The 17,400-nt window shown below is 60.9% G+C and carries 15 protein-coding genes and 1 pseudogene; 4 read left to right on the top strand and 12 right to left on the bottom strand.

Annotated features, from left to right (window positions below):
• Positions 1–80: 80 nt before the first annotated feature.
• Positions 81–452, top strand: coding sequence for a transposase (locus tag ACG873_RS00345; RefSeq protein WP_394885960.1), 372 nt, complete (start codon positions 81–83; stop codon positions 450–452).
• A gap of 58 nt (positions 453–510) precedes the next feature.
• Here the strand turns inward: ACG873_RS00345 and ACG873_RS00340 are convergent, their stop codons facing one another.
• The 11 genes and pseudogenes from ACG873_RS00340 to ACG873_RS00290 form a co-directional block, all read right to left on the bottom strand.
• Positions 511–1,572, bottom strand: a complete 1,062-nt coding sequence (locus ACG873_RS00340) for an ABC transporter ATP-binding protein (RefSeq protein ID WP_394885959.1) — start codon at positions 1,570–1,572, stop codon at positions 511–513.
• Positions 1,572–2,360, bottom strand: a complete 789-nt coding sequence (locus ACG873_RS00335) for an ABC transporter permease (protein ID WP_394885958.1) — start codon at positions 2,358–2,360, stop codon at positions 1,572–1,574. The genes ACG873_RS00340 and ACG873_RS00335 overlap by 1 nt, the downstream gene beginning before the upstream one ends.
• A complete protein-coding gene (locus ACG873_RS00330) occupies positions 2,360–3,223 on the bottom strand; it encodes an ABC transporter permease (protein ID WP_394885956.1) in 864 nt (287 codons plus the stop codon). Before ACG873_RS00330 ends, ACG873_RS00335 begins: the two co-directional genes overlap by 1 nt.
• Positions 3,224–3,343: 120 nt before the next feature.
• A complete protein-coding gene (locus tag ACG873_RS00325; RefSeq protein ID WP_394885954.1) occupies positions 3,344–4,399 on the bottom strand; it encodes an ABC transporter substrate-binding protein in 1,056 nt (351 codons plus the stop codon).
• A 25-nt stretch (positions 4,400–4,424) separates the two neighbouring features.
• A complete protein-coding gene (locus ACG873_RS00320; protein WP_394885953.1) occupies positions 4,425–5,396 on the bottom strand; it encodes a PfkB family carbohydrate kinase in 972 nt (323 codons plus the stop codon).
• Entirely contained in the window at positions 5,393–6,424 is a 1,032-nt protein-coding gene (locus tag ACG873_RS00315) for an ADP-ribosylglycohydrolase family protein (protein WP_394885951.1), read from the bottom strand. Before ACG873_RS00315 ends, ACG873_RS00320 begins: the two co-directional genes overlap by 4 nt.
• Positions 6,425–6,427: 3 nt before the next feature.
• Positions 6,428–7,153 (bottom strand): GntR family transcriptional regulator, encoded by a 726-nt coding sequence (locus tag ACG873_RS00310; RefSeq protein ID WP_394885950.1) that lies wholly within the window; start codon positions 7,151–7,153, stop codon positions 6,428–6,430.
• Between the two features lie 498 nt (positions 7,154–7,651).
• The gene (locus ACG873_RS00305; RefSeq protein ID WP_394885949.1) at positions 7,652–8,947 is read right to left on the bottom strand and encodes a cation:proton antiporter; all 1,296 of its coding nucleotides are present in this window, start codon (positions 8,945–8,947) and stop codon (positions 7,652–7,654) included.
• Between the two features lie 273 nt (positions 8,948–9,220).
• Positions 9,221–10,528 (bottom strand): glucoamylase family protein, encoded by a 1,308-nt coding sequence (locus ACG873_RS00300; RefSeq protein ID WP_394886123.1) that lies wholly within the window; start codon positions 10,526–10,528, stop codon positions 9,221–9,223.
• A gap of 482 nt (positions 10,529–11,010) precedes the next feature.
• Positions 11,011–11,151 (bottom strand): hypothetical protein, encoded by a 141-nt coding sequence (locus tag ACG873_RS00295; protein ID WP_394885947.1) that lies wholly within the window; start codon positions 11,149–11,151, stop codon positions 11,011–11,013.
• A gap of 456 nt (positions 11,152–11,607) precedes the next feature.
• Positions 11,608–12,735, bottom strand: a pseudogene (locus ACG873_RS00290) (sensor histidine kinase).
• Between the two features lie 143 nt (positions 12,736–12,878).
• Here ACG873_RS00290 and ACG873_RS00285 point away from each other — a divergent pair.
• Complete coding sequence (locus ACG873_RS00285) at positions 12,879–13,100, top strand: hypothetical protein (RefSeq protein WP_394885945.1); 222 nt, start codon at positions 12,879–12,881, stop codon at positions 13,098–13,100.
• 179 nt (positions 13,101–13,279) lie between these two features.
• Here the strand turns inward: ACG873_RS00285 and ACG873_RS00280 are convergent, their stop codons facing one another.
• Positions 13,280–13,951, bottom strand: coding sequence for a DUF1236 domain-containing protein (locus ACG873_RS00280; protein WP_394885943.1), 672 nt, complete (start codon positions 13,949–13,951; stop codon positions 13,280–13,282).
• Between the two features lie 310 nt (positions 13,952–14,261).
• On the opposite strand from ACG873_RS00280, the gene ACG873_RS00275 reads away from it, so the two are divergent.
• On the top strand, positions 14,262–16,199 hold the full coding sequence (locus tag ACG873_RS00275; protein WP_394885941.1) for an AI-2E family transporter: 1,938 nt from the start codon (positions 14,262–14,264) through the stop codon (positions 16,197–16,199).
• Positions 16,200–17,095: 896 nt separating this feature from the next.
• Positions 17,096–17,311, top strand: a complete 216-nt coding sequence (locus ACG873_RS00270) for a hypothetical protein (protein WP_394885940.1) — start codon at positions 17,096–17,098, stop codon at positions 17,309–17,311.
• The last annotated feature ends 89 nt before the right edge of the window (positions 17,312–17,400 follow it).

Genomic DNA, 17,400 nt, shown 5'->3' with positions numbered 1-17,400 from the left:
CCCACGATGGGCCTGAACTAGCTTCGGCTGGCAACTGTCAGTCGGCGTGGGATCGCTGCGCCGATCGGCGCGATAAGGCGTTGAAATCTCAGCGGCGGGTGGGGTCACATTTGGGCGCCGGGTCACAGGGATCACATGCGTTTGCCCTCATGCGCAGCCTTGCCATGCGATTTCGCGGCATTCTCCGGAGCCGTAAATCGAGCAAGCTCGACATTTGGATCGACGATGCCGTCGACTCCGGGCTCTTCTCGATTGTCCGGTTCGCGCGGGTGTTGCGCCGTGACATCGGCGCCGTCCGCAACGCCATCGAATTGCCCTGGAGCAACGGCCAGGCAGAAGGCCAGATCAACCGCCTCAAGACGATCAAACGTGCCATGTATGGCAGAGCAGGCCCGGAGCTCCTCAGAACACGCATGCTGCCGCTCAACACTTCTCATCACCACACAAAGTGAGGAAGACCCCGATTAAATGCCAAGCGACATCAGGTTCCACTCGCCAGGGAGTGGGATCTTACGAGCCGATCAGCACCGTGCTTTCCGGCGACCAGTGCAGCACGACGTTCGCCCCTTCCGCCAGTTTTTCGGCACCGCTGTTCTGCACCAGCACCTTTATGGTTTCGCCATCGCGGTCGACGAAGTAGGTGCTGCTGTTGCCAGCAAAGATGCGTTTTGAAACTCGGCCCCTGAGTAAATTTCCGCTGGTCTGGTCCGCGCCGTTCGCCGCGGCAATCTGGATGCGTTCGGGTCGAACCGCGCAGCTGACTTTAGCGCTGGCCACCGGCCCGACCCCCGAGCCGGCCGTGATTGCCGTGCCATCAGGCAGGCGGATGCCGTCGCCGGTGGCTTCGCCGCGCAATATGTTGGCGTCGCCGAGGAAGGTGGCGGCGAACTCGCTCTTCGGGCTGTTGTAGATATCCTCCGGCGGACCTTCCTGCACAAGGTGTCCGTCGCGCAGGATGCCGATACGGTCACTCATCGTCAGCGCTTCTTCCTGGTCGTGGGTGACGAAGATTGTCGTGATGCCGATCTCGCGCTGGATGCGCTTCAGTTCGATCTGCATGTCGACGCGCAGCGCCTTGTCCAGCGCGCCGAGCGGCTCGTCGAGCAAGAGCACGCGCGGCTTGATAACAATGGCGCGAGCGAGCGCCACGCGCTGGCGCTGGCCTCCGGACAATTGATGCGGGCGGCGCTCGCCGAGCTTGCCGAGCTGCACGAGGTCAAGCGCATTCCGCACCGCGCGGGCGATCTCCGACTTCGGTTCGCCCCGAACCGACAGCCCGAAGGCGATGTTGTCGGCGACGCTCATGTTCGGGAACAGCGCGTAACTCTGGAACACCATGCCGATGCGGCGCTTCTCGACCGGCACGCGCTGGACGCCCTCGCCGCCGATCCGGATGCTGCCGGCGTCGGGAAAGTCGAAGCCGGCGATCATGCGCAGGAGCGTGGTCTTGCCGCTGCCCGACGGTCCGAGCAGGGCGTAGAACCCGCCGTCGGGAAAATCGATCGACACATTGTCGAGCGCCTTGTGTGCGCCGAACGAGCGCGAGAGTTTTTCGACCTGAACCTCGGCCACTATTTTTCTCCCCCGAACTTGAAGAAGCGGGCCGCGACGAGCATCAGGCCCATCGAGACCGCGATGATGATGGTGGACACCGCATTTATCTCGGGCGTGAAGCCCTTGCGGATGGCGGCATAGATTTCGACCGGCAACGTCGCCTCGCCCGGCGTCGAGAGGAAGTACGACACCACGAACTGGTCGAAGGAAACAGCGAAGGCGAACAACGCGCCGGCAATAACGCCCGGCATTATCCATGGTAGCGTGACGCGCATTGTCACCTGCCACTGGCTGGCACCGAGCGAGCGGGCGGCTTCCTCCAGTTCCGGCGCGAAGGTCTGCAACCGCGCCGAGACGACGACGATCACATATGGCAGCGCTAGCGCGACATGGCCGAGCAGGATGGCATGCAGGCCGCGGCCGATGCCGACGCCGAAGAAGAAGATCAGCATCGCCGTGCCGGTGATCAGCCATGGGATGGCGATCGGCGGGAAGAGCAGCGCCTGCAACAGCTTCTTGCCGGCGAACTCGTAGCGGAACAGCGCCAGCGAGGCGGCCGTACCGAGCAGCGTCGCGAGGATGGTGGCGATGATGGCGATCTCGATCGAGTTCCAGGTCGCGGCGAGAAGCTGAGCGTTGTGCGACAAGTCGGCATACCATTTCGTCGTCCACTCGAATGGCAGTTGATAGAAGGGCGAGGCGTTGAACGACATCAGCGCCATGATTACGATCGGCAGATAAAGGAAGGCGAGCAGAAGGCCGATATAGAAGCGGCCGAAGCCTTCGAGTAGTCGGGTGGTGGACATCAGACGGCCCTCCTGAGCACCGGCGAGGCGGCGGCGAGGATGAGCAGCACCACCGCCAGCAGAATGAAGGAGAGTGCGGCACCAAGCGGCCAGTTGAACACGGCGACGAACTGGTCCTCAATGACGGTGCCATAGAAGGTGCCGGTGCGGCCGCCAAGGATGCGCGGCTCCATGAAGGAGCCAACGACAGGCACGAAGATCAGCACGGCGCCGGCGATCAGACCGGGCATGGCCAGCGGTACGATGACGCGGCGCAGCGTTTGCAACCGCGTGGCCCCGAGCGAACGTGCCGCCTCGATCAGCGAGTCGTCGATCGCCTGCAGGGTGAGGTAACAGGTCAGCACCATGTAGGGCACATAGGAGTGCACCAGGCCGATGATAACGGCCGGGTAGGAATACATCAGGTCGATGCTGATCCGGAACGGCAGGACGGCGTTGAGCGCGGTATCGAGGATGCCGCCCTCGCGCAGCACCATGGCCCAGGAGAAGATGCGCACCAGCCCGTTCGACCAGAAGGGCAGGATAACGAGCAGGAAGATCGCCTCGCGCGCCCGGCCCTTCAGCACCTTGGCCACCACATAGGCCGCCGGAAAGCCGATCACGGCGCACCAGAGCGTCACTTCGAGCCCGAGGCGCAGCGACGACAAGAGCAGCGTCAGATAGAGGCCGCTGGAGAGGAAGGCGGCGTAGTTCTGCACTGTCAGCGACCATGCCTTTCCGGACAGCGGCAGGTCGGTCATGAAGGAAAAGAAGGCCATGGCCGACAGCGGCAGGAAGATCGCCACCGTCAGCCAGAGATAGGCAGGCAAAAGCAGCGGCAGCGCCGGCCCTATTCCCCGCCTCCCCGCGGATGGTGTTGCCATGCCCTTTCCTCCCGTCAGTCAAGCCGAGGGCGGAGCGCCGCCCGACGGTCGTGCAAACGCCACTCGATGGATACAAATCATGCCGGCCCCGTGCGACGCCCTGCGGGACGGTGACGCGGGCTACTTCACGTTGACCTTCAGTTCCTGCCAGACGGCGAGGTACTGCTCGCGTTGGGCATCGGTGATCGGCGCCTGGAACTGGATGCGCTCAGCCACTTTCGGATCGCCCATCACCTTGCGGTTGAAGGAGTCTTCCGGCAACGCCGCGACCGCCTTGACGTTGGCGGAAACCGGCGCGCCGACCTTGGTCACCCATTCGACGTAGAAGGTCGGGTCGACCATGTAGTTGATAAAGGCCTCCGCGCCTTCGACGTTCTTCGAGCCTGCCGGAATCGAGAAGGCGTCGAGCCAGGCGACCGCGCCCTCGTCCGGCACAACCAGCGAGACCGGCAGCTTGAACTGCGTCTTGGCGCGGTCGGCCGAGCCGGACCAGTAGGTGCCCACGTCGATCTGGTTGGAGGCGACCATCTGGTTCCAGTCGTTTTCCGAGCTCCAGAACGTGCGGATCTGCGGCATCAGCGAGGTGAGCTTCGCCTTCACCGCCTCCATATCCTTGATGTCGTTGATGTTCTGGCCCGATGCGATGGCGCCGAACTGGATCGCCTCGACCGCGTCGTCGCGAATGACCACCCGGCCCTTGCGCGCCTCGTCCCACATCACCGAGATGCTGGTCGGCGGCGTTTCGAAGGATTTGTCATTGACCGCGATCGCAGTGAGGCCCCATACCCACGGCACGCCGAACACCTTGCCGTCCTTGTTGAGCATCGGGGAGGTCGCCTTTTCCGGGCTGATGTCGGCGTAGTTAGCGATCTTCGACGTATCGATCGGCTGGATCAGCTTCTCGGCCAGCGCCTGGCCGGTGAAGGCGGCGTTGATCATGACCACGTCGTAGAGGCCGGGAGTGGTCCGCAGCTTGGTCAGCATCTCCTGTTCGGAATTGAAGAAGTCGTTGACCACCTTGTGGCCGGTCGCCTTCTCGAAGGCTTCGATCGCCCAGGGCTCGTCGGCTCCATAGCCCTTCCAGTTGAGCACGTGTACCTCGGCGGCCTGGGCCGGGAGGGCAAAAGCGGAAACAAGGACGGTCGTGGCCGCCAGCATTGCAGTCAGTCTGGTCATCGTCGGTTCCTCTCTGTCGGTTGTGTCAGGCCGTGATTTCTCTGCGGTCCTGATCGGTTTCTTCCGACGGTCGCATAGCCGCCAGAAAGTCGTTGATCTCGGCGTCGGTCGGCGCGGACGAACCGCCGTGCCGTGTGACGGAGATGGCGGCGGCGGCATTGGCGTAGCGCGCCGCCGCGAAGGGGCGTTCGCCGCGCGCCAGCGCGCTGACGAAGGCGCCGATATGGGTGTCGCCGGCGCCGTTGGTGTCTACCGCGGCGACCTTGAAGCCGGGAATGGTCTGCGACCTGCCGTCGCGCAGCAACACATGGGCGCCGGCCTCGCCCGATCGGATCAACAGGCCGGCGGCATGCGGAGAGTACCGGCTCATCAGCAGTTCGGCGCCGGTGGCGACGTCGGCCGTGCCGGTGATTGCCGCCGCCTCCGCGGCATTGCAGCTCAGCCAGCCTGTGCGGGCCAATACGCGGGCCAGAATGTCTTTCGGGATTTCCGGCACGACCGGCGTCGGGTCAAAGACGAAGGAGATTTCGGGTGGCAGCGCCTCGATCCAGCTGGCCAGCGCATCTCGGCTGCCGGGATAGCTCAGCGTGTAGCCCGAGGTGAACACCCAGTCGCCTGCCTCGAGGAAGGCCGCCGCGAGGTCGGCCGCGCGAAGCGTTGCCTCCGCGCCCGGCCACGAGACGAATGTGCGTTCGGCGTCCGCGCTGACCATCACGACACAATTGCCGCTGTCCAGCTCCGGCGCTGGCGGCGTTAGCACCTCGATACGCTCCATCGCGAAGGCCGCGCGCAGGAAATCGCCGCTCGGCCCGGTGCCATGCCGTCCGGCGAATACGACTGGCATCCCCGTCCGCCGCGCCGCGACCATCATGTTGAAGCCGCCGCCGGCGACGCGATCGTAAGAGGCAGCGGTTTTTTCGGCGCCGGGCAGCGGCAGCATGTCGATGCGGTAGACATAGTCGACAACCGCGCTGCCGGCGTGAACAAGGCGACTCATGCTGCCTCCTTTCCGCCCGCCTGGCTGAATCGCGCGGCGACCAGATCGGCGGCAAGCGCGCGAACTTCGTCGAGATCGATGCCCCGCAGTTCGGCGATACGCTGCTCCGGCAGCTCCGCCGTGCCTGCACAGGCGCCGGCCATGCCGGCGGCGATGGCGCCGATCGTGTCGGTGTCGCCGCCGAGATTGGCGCTGATCACCGCCGCTTGCCACGGATCGCCCTCGGCCACCTCGAGAACCGCGAAGGCCGCTGGCACCGACTGCTGGCTGGCGACGTCGGTGCCGACGAGGTCGACAATGACACCAATCGCCTCGGCGGCCGGTTTGCCGCGCACCAGTTCGCAAGCCCAGCCGATGCGGGCCGCGACATCGGGACCGACGATCCAGTGTCCGTGTTTCGCGCCGAGAGCGGCGGCATCCACGGCGCGCCGGGAAGCCTCGCGCCAATCGCAACCGGCGATGCCGTGGCTGACCGCCGCCGCCACAGCAGCGGCGGCTGCGATGGCGATCGATGTGTTGTGCGTCGCGCGGCATGTTTCTGCCACCTTGGTGACCAGCGCCTCGAGCGGCTCCGGCGGCATCATGATGCCGACCGGCGCAATCCGCATTGCCGCGCCGTTGGTGTCGCCTTCACGCCCGGCTTCCTCCGGCGGCACGCCATCGTTGATGGCATCGATAGCCCGCTTGGTCGACGGGCCGAGCAGGTCGTAGCTGCCGCGCGCCTTGACGTCGCGCTCCCAGTCGACCAGCGCGTCGACCCAGCGCTTGTGGTCGAAGCTCTCGACGGATTCCAGAAGGATGCGGCCAAGCAGCAGCGTCTGTTCGGTGTCGTCGGTGATCGCACCCGCGGGCAGGCCCTTCGACACAGGATGGTCATCGGACGGCACGACGAAGCCGTCGACAAAGCCATAGGACGATTTGATCCGCGCGCGCGACAGAAGCTGCGTCGGCATGCCGAGCGCATCGCCGAGCGCCCCGCCGATCAACGTGGCCAGCGCCCTGTCCTGCGCCATACTCCTCCCAGACATGGCTCAGAACTCCAGATGCAGCGCGAAGTGCGCGGGATTGAGCAAGCTGGTGACGTATTCGATCGGCCGTCCGTCGGCGGACCGCGTCAGCCGTCGCGTGCGCAGGAATGGCGTGCCAGGAGCGCAGCCCAGAACGGCCGCGTCCTCGGCGGACAACATCTCGATGTCGGCCCACTCCTCGCCGTGGTCAGGGACAAGACCGGCACCGCGCAGCGTCTGGTGCAAAGAGCCTTCCCGCAGGCCCTTCAGTGGAACCTCCTCCAGTTCCGCCGACAAGGGCAGTCGACTGCGTTCGATCGAGATGGCGTGCCCATCGCCGGCATTGCTACGCGCCCGGTCGACGGCGATGAAAGCCGGATCCTCGATGCCGAGCCGGGCGGCAAGCTCGGCGTCCTCGATGACTTCGAGCCGTAGGGTGCGGGTTTCGGCATTCGCGCCGGCATCGGCCAGTGCCTTCGACCAACCAATGGCGTCATCAACCATCTTGCCGTCAAACGTGACGAAGGAGCCGATGCCGACCCTGGTGGTGATGAGGCCTCGGCTCGACAGCTCTTCCAGGCCTTTGCGGATGGTGTTGCGGCTGACGGAAAACCGCTGGACCAGTTCGTTCTCGCTCTGCAGTCTCTCGCCGAAGCCCAGGGCACCGGACCGTATCTCTTTCTCCAGAACCCCCGCGATATGCTCGGGCTTACCCACTGCGGGAGACAACGTCGAGGTGCGCCGTGCCATATTAGAACCTGTTCAATAAACCTGTATAGTCCTGTTCAATACCCCATTAGTTTGTTCTGTCAACACGCTGCTTTGTCGTACAGATCGGATACGACAAAGTGCGAAGCGGACAAACGGCGGCTATGGTGACTATTGGATCAGTTTACCGAAACCGCGCAGTCTAGCGCTCGCGCGGATTCTTTGTAGCCGGAGGCAATCCCAGAACGGCATGGGCGCCCGGTCATGGCCAAACCGCTTCTCAGACGTCTCATTTGGGGCCGGAGCGGAATGGCAGATTCCCGGTTCCAGAGTGCGGAAAGCTGCCATTGGCCCGGCATTCGTCGGTTCCTATGGCAGCTGGTGACCCGGAGCCGGTCGTCGAAGCGGGCTCCGGTTTGGAGGTCTTTCTGGGACGAGCATCCGTATTGGGACGGCTCGGGCGGCGACTGCCTGGAAAAGCAGTAAGTTACAGAGGAGCGCGGAGAGTCCGATCTATCACCATGAAATTCGAGCAGCAATTCACAGAGGTTGCGTCTCCTTTGTCGCTGATCGCGCGGACCTGTTGTAATCGAGATGCCGCATGATCGGCGTAACGAGTACGCCATGGGTGACGATCGACACGAGAACTACGCTGCAAACAGTCACCCAAATGATCTGAGGCGCCTCAAATTCTGCCTGCCCTAAGGCATAGGCGACGTAATAGAACGATCCGAGCCCACGGATCCCAAAGAATGCGATCGCCGCCTTCTCGGGTGAGGAAGCCGGATGCCTTGCTAAGCTGATCCACCCCGAGAGCGGTCGTACAACGAACAGAATTAGCGCGGTGGTGGCAATTACTGGCCAGCTGAGGGCCCCAAAAATGGTCCCCTCTGCAATGGCGGCCCCGAAGCACACGAGCAAGACCATCATCACCAATCGTTCGATCTGCTCGGCGAAGGTATGGAGGTTCTCATGATAGTGGTGGCGGCGCTCGACTGACCTAAGAGCAACCGCCGCAACGAAGACCGCAAGAAAGCCGTAGCCGTTTGCCAGCTCGGTGGTGCCATAGGCGAGACAAGTGATTCCCAACGCTACGAAGCCGTCTCGTGTCTCCGAAAGGCCGGTACGATTGGGTAGTCGGAAAACGAGAAAGCCCATGGCTTTTCCGCCGACCCAGCCAATCGCCACTCCGGCAGCGATCTTCCAAAGGACGTCGATGAGAAGCCAATCGGCCACGAACGGCTGGCCGCCAGAGGCTTGCGACAGGGCAACCGCAATAGCGAGATAGACGAACGGAAAGGCTGCTCCGTCATTTAGTCCAGCCTCGGAGGTAAGCGCGAAGCGCACTTCATCTTCCTTACCTGATTGCGGGGGCCCGACTTGCACGTCGCTCGCCAGGACCGGGTCAGTCGGGGCGAGAGCCGCGCCCAGGAGCAACGCAGCCGCAAGTCCGAGGCCCAGGACCGCCCAGCCGAGCAGAGCAATTCCTGCAATGGTCAACGGCATGGCGATGCCGAGCAAACGCCATGTGGATCCCCAGCCCCTCCAACTGACCGGCCGGTCCAGCTTCAGCCCCGCTCCCATGAGCGAGACTATGACCACGAACTCCGTCAGTCGCTCCGTAAGATAGCGGTTCTCCAACGGATTAACCCCTACGTTCGGTGAGAATGGCGACAGGACCAGAAGAGCCCCGATTCCAATGCACACCATGGGCAGTGAAAGCGGCAGTTCCTTGAGGACAAGAGGCAGCCAGGCGGTCAGAAGGACCACGGCGCCGAAGACTGCGAGGAGCAGTACATAAGGGTCCACGTTGCGCTGTTCCTCCGCTGCTGCCATGCATTCAATCATAGCTTCTACGCTGCGTTGCAGGCTAGATGAACCGAAACGGTCTCCATGTCGCTGTTTTTACTGCGAAGTCGGCGCGCATCTGGTCGTCGTCGGGCTAAGCGGACAGGCAGCTTCTAGTGTGAGACATAAATGAGCAGACATTCAGCTCGGTGCGGGCTCGGTCCTAACCTGACCCCTGTGCAGACGTTTGTTCCGCCAATCGAAGGTCAGTTTTGTCACTTGACGACATTGCAAGAAGGCGAGGCTGTATTCCTGAGAACATTACCCACCATGTATTGAGGTGTTGATGCTGTCCAGACGGTGGCTGGTGAAGCCCAGCCTCGCCAAGCCCCTGCGCACCTCCGGCGCGCCCATGAACAGTCTCCACAAAAGCCCGGTACGATGGTTCTCGGTCATCGCGATGATTGGCCCCTGATTGATCGCCAGATAGGTTCGGGAGTACCAGTTGCGGCTTTCGCAAAACGCGTCGACAAAGCCGAAGCGGCCCCATATGCGTTTTCGAGGCTTGGTCAGGAAACCACGCAGTGCGCGCATCGCTTCCGCTGGAGCGTAAGGGAAACTCGACAGGGCAGCGGACGGGGTGATCACGCCAAAGTCCCTGTCAGGTGCACTTGCGATGTATCCTCGCGGCCCATGGCTCGCGGTCAGACCCCAGCAGTCAGGGCTGTATCCCAAATGGTTATGAGGATTGCGGACGCAATGCCGATAATTGATCTGCGTATGACGGAGGTTCTGTTGCCAGTAGTCGGCGTATCGGTCGCTTAGGCCTCGCGGATCGAGCCCGCAAAAGGAATAGTGCGAAAAGAAGAGCGGACCACCAGAATTCATTCCCAACGGCAGGACAATCCCGTAATGGTCGCGCCCGTTTCGAAAGTCGGGTCCACCGGCAAAGCCTTCGTGATAGATTCCTGGATCAATGGGGTGGCGCGCTGATCCCGCCGCCAGCACGAAAGTGAGCAGGCATTCGTTCCAACCCCTGATCGGGGTGTCCATTGCCCAGCCGTGGTTCGGGCTCCAGTGCCACATGAGTTGCCGAGCCTCGCGTGTGAACCAGTTCCATTCGGCCTGTGACAACAGCGCATTCACGCTCTGGCGAAGGCGCGCTTCCTGGTCTGCCTTCCCGGCGAAATACTCGCGGGCGCAAATCAGACCTTGAAACAGGAAAGTGGTTTCGACCAGATCAGCGCCGTCGTCCTTGCGACGGAATGGAATTGTCGCACCAGTGCGGCCGTCGATGAAATGAGGAAACACGCCGTGATAGCGTGGCGAGCTTTCCAGAAAATTCAGCATTCCCTGCAATCGGCTTAACGCCGCCGTACGATCGATCCATCCGCGTTCAACCGCAACGATGATGGCCATGATGCCGAAACCAGAACCACCGATCGCCACGAGATCGTTGGTTGGAGCACCGGTGGTCTTCAGTCGATCTCGGGCAAGGTCGCTGACGGGATGTGCGCCTTCCCAGAAATACCGGGCCGTTTGCCGCTGCACGATGTCCAGCAGCGCGTCATCGTCAAATTCGAGAACATTTGCCGGCAGGTCGGGTGCTTGGAGCGTGCTGGGAATCATCAAGCCGGTTATCGAAATTGGCATAAGGACCGCCGGTCATTGTGCCGTGTCCGTTCAAAAGCTGCCATAGGCCCAACCGCCTCGCCCGGGCTTAGTTTGGCTCGCGCCCTGCTTCCGGAGCGGCTGCGGTTATCTTGCCTCGTTATTGCTTGCCAGTTCGGGAGTGCGTCCAGGATTTAGCCCTGCAACTTGCTAGCCGCAAACGGTTCATTCGGGGGGTCGAGAGATATCGAAAAGAGCAACGCCGAGCCCGCAGCGATCAAAGCCACGCATACGATTGCGTACATCGTTCGTTTCATGCCCGCCTAGTCCTAGAAATCCATCAAGCCACAATGCCTGGCCGCTGCACGGCGAGAATGTGCCCACCCACAACAGCGAGTTTCGATCGCTATCTCAAATCTTAGGTTCGGGGACGTGGCCACACTTCCGCGATAATCGCCTAAGCAGTCTGGCGTGGGTGGTGTTCCCGATCATCCCGCCGCTCATTCCATGGCAGGCACATCGCCGCTGACGAACAAGGTCGAAGGCTCGCCATACTCGCCGAGCGCCGGATTGGCCTCCCGCGACCAGGCGATGACGCCGGCATGCTTGGGGCGCCAGCGCCTTCGCTGTCCGGATTGCACGCTCCTCGCTCTGCTGCTCGGCTGGGCCGAATACAACCTGAAGCACGCCCTCGTCATCGGGGTGGAACGCCATGACGACGACCAGCCTGGGCATCTTCTGTCGCGAAAGGATGGCGTCCGACATGAGTTGTTTCCTTGTGGGCCGCTTTCAACGCTAGATTTGAACGGGTGGAGATTTGGCGAAATCAACCTCAGAACGGCAGGGTTGGCGAAAGTTTACCCGAAGAACACCACGAGGATTATGGCCAAAACCCATAACGCTACGGCCCCCTTGATCAGAAACCCGACCATCGCGGTTCGGTCCGACGACGACAGATACTCTTCGATCGGGGCGCTCCAGCGAGCCGAGTGACCTGCTGCGACTGCCTTGCCGGGGTTGTTTGAAATCCCTCGGGTGCCAAAGGCACGGGGTACTGGTTTTCTCATTTTGCTGTCCAACTCGTTCGAACCGGCATCTCAGATTGCCCGTGGCATATGCGATGTGAACGTCGCTTGAGTAATCGCCACGCTCATGCCGACCGCCGAACTGGTGGTTTCGAGCTGGGCGTCCATCTGCTTTACCAGCGCCTGTACGATTGCGGTTCCCAGGCCGGGTTTCTTGCCATCGCTGTCGCTGGTGCTTTTGCCGACACCATTGTCTGAAACGGTCAACTTCCAGTCCGGGCCAGCCGTTTCATAGGTTACCAGGATCAGTGCGCCGCTTCGGTCAGCGGGAAACGCGTATTTGATCGCATTGATCACGAGTTCGGTAACGATCAGTCCCAAGCTCACGGCTTTTTCAGATCCAACGGTTCCGGCGTCCGCCATCACCTTGATCGCGATCCGGCCTTCACCGACCATCGACGAGATCAGACTTTCGCAAAGCTTAGACAGGTAGGAGGCCACATCGATCTGGTCGATGCCTTCAAGCGTGTGGAGATGGCGTTGAACCTCAGCTACCGACATGACGCGCTGATGCGCATCCCGCAGGTGCTGGCGGGTTTCTTCGGAAGTCACGGCGCGAGCCTTCAACAACAAAATGCTGGCGATGATCTGGAGGCTGTTGGCGACGCGGTGCTGCATTTCCTGGAGCAGAATATCCTTCTGGCGCAGCAATTCCTCGGTCTGGCTGAGGAGCTCTTCCTTTTCTCGCTCGATCGCTCTGCGGGCCGTAACATCGGTAAAAGCCAGTAGGATCGTCCGATTGGAACTGTCGTCGTAAACTACCTGGCGGGCGTTCAGCAGCATCGTCCGATGCCCGATATCGGGAAAGTCATGCTGGACTTCGAAGTTATCCATTGCCGTCTGCTCGGGAATGATCGTCTCCAGCAGAACACGCAAATCGGGAATGTCCCACTGGCCATCGCCAAGCGAGTAGAGCAGACGACCGCGCGTTTGTTAGGGCTGGACGTTGAATGTGGAATAGAAGGAGCGGCTTGCGGCCAAAACACGATAGCGGTCGTCAAGCACGACGAAGGGCTCGGGGATCGTATTGACGATCGCTTGCGCAAGCGTCTGCGCATGTTCAATTTTTGAAAGTCGAGCATTTGAGGGGGAGTATCCGATCGGAGATCGTGGGCGATTTGAGCCGCGGCAATTCACCATAGGCCCCCGGGGAGGAATATCCTAGCGGATTCGACCCTGGCCGGAGTCAGATGGCCTATTTGGTGCGGTTCGCTATCGCCTTGACCTGTTGGCGCATATGATCAATCGGAAAGCCCAGACTGAGATTGGACGGGGGAAGACGCATGGTTGAGCTGGCGGTACGCATGATCGAAGTTCGCGCGATGGTCGGCGCGGGCGGGCCGGCAAATATTGCAGACGGCCAGCATCTGGCGCTACGCGCCACATCCCTCGTTCGCGATCCGATGGAGAGAAAGCGCTTGCACAAACAACTCGCCGAGTTGTTTCTTCAACCCGTCAAATGGCCAATGGCGAGAGCCGTCACTCCACGCGCAAACGGACCTTGAAGCTGGTCGATGAAATCGAGCTTGCTTCCTGGGCAGAACTGATCGTCGCCCGTTGGGCTGGACGCCGGGATCGCCAAACTTGAGCCCTACGCCGAGATGGCCTGAGCTGACTCACCTCGGCTCCAACAAAAAACCGCTGGGCAAGTGGCCCAACGGTCTGTTGCCTAGAACTTAGTCTATTAGCGTAGGACGTAGACGATCTTGCGCGAACCAGGCTCAACCAGAACCGGCTGTCCATTCAGATAGACATAACGGTGTTCGTAGTCGGGAATCTCGCGCAGTTCCACCGTTTCAGGAAGTCCAGCACCGACCACGACTTCACCGTCGAGATAGATCGGGTCGATCTTGTTGGAGGTGACGTAGGTGCGCACTTCGTCCGGGGGTTCTGCCGCAACTCCGGCAGTTCCGCCGACGGCCACCCCAGCAACGCCGCCAATCGCAGCACCGATGGGGCCGCCAATAATCGCTCCGGCGACCGCACCGGTTGTGCCGCCGACAACCGCACCCGTGGCGCCGCCGTCACCTGACGGCGGAGTTATCACCTTGACGGAATCGGCCGGACGTTCGGTCAGGACGACCTGCTGTCCGCCGAAATCGCCAACCAGATAGTCGGAATAAACCCAACCTTCGCCGCCGCCGTGCGAGACGGCGCACCATTTACTGCCCTCAACGCATCCGTTGAGCATAGCGGACGCGCCAGCGCCGACTACACCAACGACTGGATGCTGCGGACCCGGTCCGGCGCGCACATTAAGGTCGGTCGTTGCGGTGACCGCCGTTTGGGCAATGGCTGCACCTGACAGTGCGAACAAGATGCCGGTAGCGGCCGAAACAAAAAGTTTCGTTCTCATAAATTTAGCTCCATATGGTTTTAAGAAAAGGTGTCCCTCGGAGCCACAACGCGACTAAGATGTATCAGTTCCGGATAATTCTGATGAGTTGGTCGATTGTTGTTTCACTTTCCGAACGCAGCGGAATTTCAGAAGCAAGCCGATATGAACATGCCGAGAGGCAGTTGTTCGCGGATCGCCTTTTTGGTGAAACTTCGTGCTATATTGTGAGGTCGCGGATTGAGCGACGCTTTCGCGGTCGCAAGGGGGCTGGACGCTATGGACGCATCACCGGAGAGGGGTATATCCAAGCCGCGTTTGCAGCGCCCCTATGCTTTTTTTGCAGCCAGGGGCCGACACCTCGCAAGCAAGCTATCCCACGCTTATGGGAGTAGTCGCGGCCGTGGCCGCGCTCTATTTCGGGCGGGATATTTTCATCCCGCTCGCCATTGCCGTGCTCCTGACATTCGCGTTGGCTCCAGTCGTCTCGTGGCTGCGCAAACTTCGGATTCCACGACCTGCTGCCGTTGTCTCGGTGGTTGTGGCAGCGTTTGCCTCAATGTTCCTGCTTGCCGCGGTGGTAGGAACTCAACTTGGCAATCTAGCCGAGAATCTGCCGCTCTATCAGAGCAACATCGAAACGAAGATGCAGACAATCAAGGATGCGAATATTGGAGAGGGCGTCTTCAGCCGTGTCTCCAAACTGCTGGAACGGCTTGACCGCCAGATTGGAGAGGACAGGCCGCCGACAGGCGGCGACCACCTCGATCAACAGAAGAAAGCTGTGGCTCCGCTTCCGGTCGAGGTCATCGAGCCAAAACCGCAACCGCTGCAGGTTCTCCAAACCGTCATTGGGCCGCTGGTCGAACCGCTGGCGACAGGCGGCATCATCGTTGTGGTGGTGATCTTCATGCTGCTGAAGCGGGAGGACTTGCGCGATCGCTTCATCCGCCTTGTCGGGGCAAGCGATCTACATCGCACCACAGAAGCCCTTCAGGACGCAGGCCGGCGCGTCGGGCAATACTTGCTGATGCAACTGATCGTGAACATCGCCTATGCCGTGCCGATCGGCATTGGATTATGGATCATTGGCGTTCCCAATGCGCCGCTCTGGGCCCTGCTGGCCCTGGTTCTGCGCTTTGTGCCCTATATCGGGCCGGTAATCGCGTCGATCTTCCCGCTGGCCTTGGCGCTGGCCGTCGATTCCGGCTGGACAATGGTGCTGTGGACGGCTGCGCTTTTCATTGTCCTCGAACTTGTGAGCAACAACGTGATCGAGCCGTGGCTATACGGCTCCCGCACCGGCCTTTCGCCGTTGGCCATCATCGTGGCGGCGATCTTCTGGACCTGGCTGTGGGGACCACTAGGACTGCTGCTGTCGACGCCGCTCACGGTCTGCCTTGTGGTTCTCGGACGGCACGTGCCGCAATTCGAATTCCTGGATGTGGTGTTCGGCAACGAACCGGTGCTTGAGCCACATAAGCAGCTTTACCAGCGACTGCTTGCCGGCGATCCTGACGAAGCAACGGATCGCGCCGAGAAATTTCTCGAAGAGAACGATTTGGTCAGCTTTTACGAGACGGTTGCCATTCCCGCTCTTGCTCTGGGCGAATTCGATCGGGCGCGCGGCGTTATGACCGACGATCGCCGCAGGCGAGTGGCTGAAAGCGCCATCACGCTTGTCGACAATCTTGAAGACTATGCCGAGGAAGAAGCGGCAGAAGAGGACGAGGATGAGAGCGACCTCTCACAGGACAAACCCGGCGAGGAGGCGGCAGAGGACGCACCGACGGAACTTCCCGACGGCACCGGGAAGACCGTACTTTGCGCCGGTGGGCGCGGCGAACTCGACAACGCGGCCGCAGCGATGCTTACGCAAGTTCTGACCGTACAGGGAACCAGCGCCAGCATGGTCGAGCACCATATGCTGGATCCTACCCAACTAAGGGCGTTGGATTTGAACGGCATACACGCCGTCGTCATCGGCTTTCTGAACGCCGAATCCCTGCCCCAGGCACGTTACATTGTGCGCCGGCTTAAGAGGTCCCGGAGTTCGCTGAGGGTGGGAGTGGTATTCTGGACGTTGCACGAAGAGGCGTTAGACGAATTGAAGCTGAGCGCTACGATCGGTTGTGACTTTGTTGCCCACACCTTCCAGCAAGCGGTGGCGGGTGCGCTCTCGGAGGAAGCGGTCGTGCGACTTAGACGGCCACGCAAGGTTGCGGGGCGAAAGCCCAGGGTCCGTTCCAAGAGAAATCAGGCCGCCTGAGCACGATGCGGAGACGAGAAGCGGGCCGCGCGTTGGCTGCTCGGGCGTCCTGTTACTATAAGCCATTGATCGCCGCATCATCGCCTCCATTCGCGCGGCACGCACAAGCCCATACAATCGCGATGCAACTTTTGTTTGTGGAACCTTGGCTGGCATCAACCGTTGCGCTTGTGCGGGGACACATTCCACCTCCCTAGGAGGAGAGACCATCTTGAACAAAACTTGTCGGGCCTTTGTGCTCCACATTAGCGCTATCTTTTGCCCTAACTGCTGTTGCGCAGGTCAATGCGGCTCCCGCATTCATACCAGAGACACCTGAGCCTTCGGGCGCAGATCTGAATGTTCAATACGACCGTCCTGGCAGCGAGCGGGCAACCGCCTCGAGTTGGCGAATTACGCACTCCCGGAAGTGCAATACCAAAGGCCCATCCATGAACCAAAACACACTTTATCTCATCATCGGCGCGCTCATAGTCGCCGTAATCGCCCTCGGAATTTATGCTTACCGTCAAGAATCCAAGCCTGAGGGTGTTGAACTTCGCATCGACGGTTCTGGCATTTCGGTTCAGGAAAAGTAAACTGGCCACGCATCTTCTGGGGCGAGGGGGATTTTTGAATTCTGCCGCTTCTTAATGACGGCGAGCGCCACGATGACGAAAGACGGTTCTGAGGAGATCGGAGGCCGCCTGTATTCCTATGGGGCGGATATCGCCTAGGCTAAGGCCCGCGCCGAGAGAAATCGCAAGCCAGGCGAGTACTCAGTACGAGGAACGGCGCGCGGTGAAGTAGCGGAACAAGAGCGATTCGGCATAGACAACGCTGTCGGGGCTAGTCCCGCATATGCCAGCGGCAGGATTTACGGTATTATCCGGGACAGCCGATGGAGGCATGAGAAAATGTCTCGCAACGAAGATGCCTATCCGAGAGAATGTGTTGAAGCGGAACAACTGGTTCGTTCAGCAATCATGAGGATTATCAACGACATGCCCAATGCAGGTGAGCGCGAGCGTCGGATGGAATTTCTAGCAGCGACCCGGAATGACCCGGAGCTTAGGAATGCATGTGTATACGTCGCGTTCCTCTCCGCGTGGGAAGACATCACCTCGCCCTAACCATGGAGGTTGCAGCGAAGCTTTGCGGTTTGAATAATACGCGCCCATCCCTTGTTTGAAGCTCAATTGAAGCGCATATATCAGTCTCG

The sequence above is a fragment of the Allomesorhizobium aridi genome (genome assembly GCF_043769475.1).
GTDB lineage: Bacteria > Pseudomonadota > Alphaproteobacteria > Rhizobiales > Rhizobiaceae > Allomesorhizobium.
The sequence above is the reverse complement of the archived record's forward strand: the minus strand, read 5'-3'. Positions and strand labels throughout refer to the sequence as shown.